Consider the following 3,930-nt stretch of genomic DNA (forward strand, 5'->3'; position numbering starts at 1 on the left):
AAAAACACAAAATGTTAATCCATATGCACCTGAACACCTTTCAAATCTAGGACAAGACATACTAAATCCAGTTGCGTTCTCTATTGCAATAAACGATCTATACTTGCGTCTTCAGAAGTTCAATGATGGGATTTATGAGTATCGAAAAGACCGAGCATATGCATTCGAAAAACAACTTAACAAGAACACAAAATATATATTAGACAAGAGACTAATCGATTATCAGGTACCGGAAGCTGAGTCTATTATTCCAATGATGATATTCTCTCCTACGGTAGTTAACGACGGGCGCCGAGTACTAATATCATCTCAAAACATCTCCTATTTAGGTAATAATAACCCAAAACGAAACGTAAGAAACGACGCATCTTTGGAAAATATCGAGTTCAGAAAACTCTTTAAAGACCAAAATGCAGATAATTTAAAATTTACATCTGCATTAAGAATGAATGCTACTTTCCCTTATGTTTTACCTGCAGTTTCTTTACCAACCGACCCTCCTATTGAAGTAATGGATGCCGGCATAAGAGATAATTTTGGTATAAAACTTAGCTTAAACTTTTTATACAACTTTAAAGACTGGATAGAGAAGAACACTAGTGGTGTTGTGATAGTTCAATTAAGAGATACCGATAAGCACAAAGTCAATAAAGACTATTCATTGAGGTCGATGGTTGAAAACTTACTTACTCCTTTAGGAAGCGTTTACACCAATATTACCAAGACCCAAGATTATACAAACGACGAATTAATTAAATATGCGAGTTCTTGGTTTGATGGCAACATTGATATTATAAATTTCCAAATGAGATCAGATAACTCAAGAGAAGTATCCCTTAGCTTTCACTTAACAGCAAAAGAAAAAAATCAAATTACAGATGCCATTATGCAGCCTGACAATCAAAATTCCATTAAAGAATTAATGGATCTACTTAATTAAGATATTAGACAAACACTCCTATTTTAGCTATATTCACGGATAGCAATAGTATATTTTTATCAAAAAACAAGACAAATTTCTCCTTTGAAAACTACAACTAGAACTCATCTTCCTCACCTTCTACCTGCTATCCTTATTGCCTTAATATCAGGATGTTGCAACGATCCTAACTCGCCGGTAATAGAACTAGTTGGGCCAAAATATTTAACTGTAATTAAAGGTAAAGAATACGTTGAGCAAGGGGCTACCGCTAGAGATATTGAAGACGGAGACTTAACTTCTGCGATAGAAATTTCTGGAGCCACTCAGGTAAGCTCCGATAACGTTGGTGAGTATATTATTACTTATTCTGTATCTGACGATTGTGATAATATGGACATGGAGCAAAGAGTTATTAATGTGTCTTATGCATCCAGTCTTTTGGTCGATACTCTTGATACCGAGTTCATGACTGTTGTGGGATGTACTGGAGATTCAGACACGAGTTATTACAATCAATCGAATAGGAATTTATTTGAACTTGTAGTATTAAACTTCGATCCAAAACACTTCCGTGATATGGTTTTAATGGATATTAAAGGAGACTCTGTAGTTATTAATGAACAATTCAATTCGACAGAAGACACGACAATTAGCGGCTTTGGAATCTTTGTTCAAGATGATGTCTTAGATTTCAAATATACCATTAACGCAATTGCTGGCGGTTCCACAAACTGTACATCTACGGCTACAAAAATGTAGTTTCGGAATAGTAGCTCTCTAAAAAAGCATTCACATTCTTTTCTACTCGTTCCCCAATATTCGACAGATCCCCTCTATTAAAAGAATCGCCTGATATTTTTTCATAAAGCTCAATATATCGGTCTGAAGTTTCAGTAACAAACTCATCCGGCATAGGAGGCATCGACTGTCCTTCTAAACCTTGAAATCCATTTTCAATTAACCATTCACGAACAAATTCTTTCGACAACTGCTTTTGTTTTTCTCCACTATCCTGTCTTTCTTGATAACCATCCTGATAAAAATATCGTGAAGAATCAGGTGTGTGTATTTCGTCTATTAACAAAACCTCGCCACCAGCATTACCAAATTCATATTTAGTATCTACTAATATCAAACCTTTCTCAGCCGAAATCTCTGTCCCTTTGGCGAAAAGGTTTCTTGTATATGTTTCAAGCTGAATATATTCTGCTTCCGAGACAATGCCTTGCGCAATAATGTCTTCTCTAGAAATATCTTCATCATGACCCTCCTCTGCTTTAGTTGCAGGAGTTATAATCGGTTCTGGAAATCTATCATTTTCCTTCATCCCATCGGGCATTTCGACACCACAAAGAATTCTTTTTCCACTGCTATACTCTCTCCAAGAATGACCTGACAAATAACCACGTATAACCATCTCGATTGGATATGGGTTACACAATCTCCCAATAGTTACAATTGGGTCTGGAACATTTATTATCCAATTGGGAACAACGTCTTTAGTAAGCTCCATCGATTTCTTTGCAACCTGATTTAATACTTGTCCTTTATAAGGAATACCCTTTGGAAGAATAGAATCAAAAGCTGAAATACGATCGGAAACCACCATTACAAGAAGTTCATCGTTAATGTTATAAACATCACGGACTTTACCTTTGTAGACACTTTTCTGCTTTAAAAAATTAAATGATGATTCGGTAAGTGTATTATTCATATTACTGTTCGTCTTTATCGTATGCTACTATTATCTTCTTAACTAATTTATGCCTTACAACATCCTTTTCGTCTAAGGTTATAAAATCTATTCCTTTAATGCCCTCTAAGAGATTCTTTGCGTGCATTAGGCCTGAATCATTTTTTCGAGGTAAATCTATTTGGGTTACATCGCCAGTAATTACAAACTTTGCTGAGCTACCTAGTCTAGTTAAAAACATTTTCAACTGAGCCTTTGTAGTATTTTGAGCTTCATCTAGAATCACAAAGGCCTCATCCAATGTTCTTCCTCGCATGTACGCAAGAGGTGCAATTTGAATAATTTCTCTCTCCATTAAAATATTCAATTTATCATGCTGAAACATATCGCCAAGAGCATCATAAATCGGCTGTACAAAGGGATCAAACTTTTCTTTCATATCTCCAGGCAAAAAACCAAGATGCTCTCCAGCTTCAACTGCCGGACGAGCCAATATAATTTTATTGACTTCCCTGTTTTTGAGTGCTTGAACAGCCAAGGCCACAGCAGTGTAGGTTTTACCAGTACCTGCTGGTCCAATTGCAAATACAATATCATTCTTCCGAGAGCTATCAACCATCTTTCGCTGATTAACTGTTCGTGCCTTTATCTTTTTGCCACCAACGCCATGAACCAAAATCAAACTCGATTCTTTCGAAGAAGCCATTACAACCTTTTCCTCTCCATCCATCAAACGTTCCACGTTATTCTCATTTAATGCATTGTATTTATTAAAGTGCTTCACAAGCTTTTCTAGTCTCTCCTCGAATTTTTCAATTTCCGATTTTGAGCCAACCAATTTAACCGTATCGCCTCTGGCAATGATTTTTAGCTTGGGGAATTTCTCTTTTATAATTTTGAGATTCTTATCGTTTGCTCCGAACAGATCTATCGGATCGATGTATTCAATTCTAATCTCCTTTTCGTTGTTTTTATCAGCCAAATTCCAAAGTCTTTGAACACCTTCTAGAAGATGTTAAATATTATTTAATTTTGATACAGCAAAATAAAGGAATTCTAAAGAATTTTCGCGGTATAATTAAATGGCAATTATAACCTTAACAACAGACCTCGGCTTAAAAGACTATTACGTTAGTCTTATTAAAGCCGCTATTCTATCTCAGGAACCAACAAGTACAATTGTTGACATTTCTCACAATGTCCCCAAGTTTGATATTCTACAAGCTTCCTTTATTCTCAAAAACAGTTACGCTGCTTTTCCCGAAGGCACCATACACATTGTAGGAATCGATGCCGATTTACGAGATGGACGATG

Annotated in this window: 5 protein-coding genes; 3 read left to right on the top strand and 2 right to left on the bottom strand. The window is 35.9% G+C overall.

Annotated features, from left to right (window positions below; genetic code table 11):
- A partial coding sequence (locus tag HRT72_04835) for a patatin-like phospholipase family protein (protein ID NQY67033.1) occupies positions 1–940 on the top strand: 940 nt, incomplete at its 5' end.
- Between the two features lie 84 nt (positions 941–1,024).
- Complete coding sequence (locus HRT72_04840) at positions 1,025–1,681, top strand: DUF5011 domain-containing protein (protein ID NQY67034.1); 657 nt, start codon at positions 1,025–1,027, stop codon at positions 1,679–1,681.
- Here HRT72_04840 and HRT72_04845 read toward each other — a convergent pair.
- Complete coding sequence (locus tag HRT72_04845) at positions 1,668–2,636, bottom strand: phosphoribosylaminoimidazolesuccinocarboxamide synthase (GenBank protein NQY67035.1); 969 nt, start codon at positions 2,634–2,636, stop codon at positions 1,668–1,670. The genes HRT72_04840 and HRT72_04845 overlap by 14 nt on opposite strands.
- Before the next feature lies 1 nt (position 2,637).
- On the bottom strand, positions 2,638–3,597 hold the full coding sequence (locus HRT72_04850) for a PhoH family protein (GenBank protein ID NQY67036.1): 960 nt from the start codon (positions 3,595–3,597) through the stop codon (positions 2,638–2,640).
- 100 nt (positions 3,598–3,697) lie between these two features.
- Here HRT72_04850 and HRT72_04855 point away from each other — a divergent pair.
- Positions 3,698–3,930: SAM-dependent chlorinase/fluorinase (locus tag HRT72_04855; GenBank protein ID NQY67037.1), on the top strand; the 233-nt coding region annotated here is incomplete at its 3' end.

It is taken from the genome of Flavobacteriales bacterium (assembly GCA_013214975.1).
Taxonomy (GTDB): Bacteria; Bacteroidota; Bacteroidia; order DT-38; family DT-38; genus DT-38.

Coding starts and splice junctions, on each gene's coding strand:
- HRT72_04845 (NQY67035.1), bottom strand. CDS start 2,636: ATGAATAATACACTTACCGAATCATCATTTAATTTTTTAAAGCAGAAA.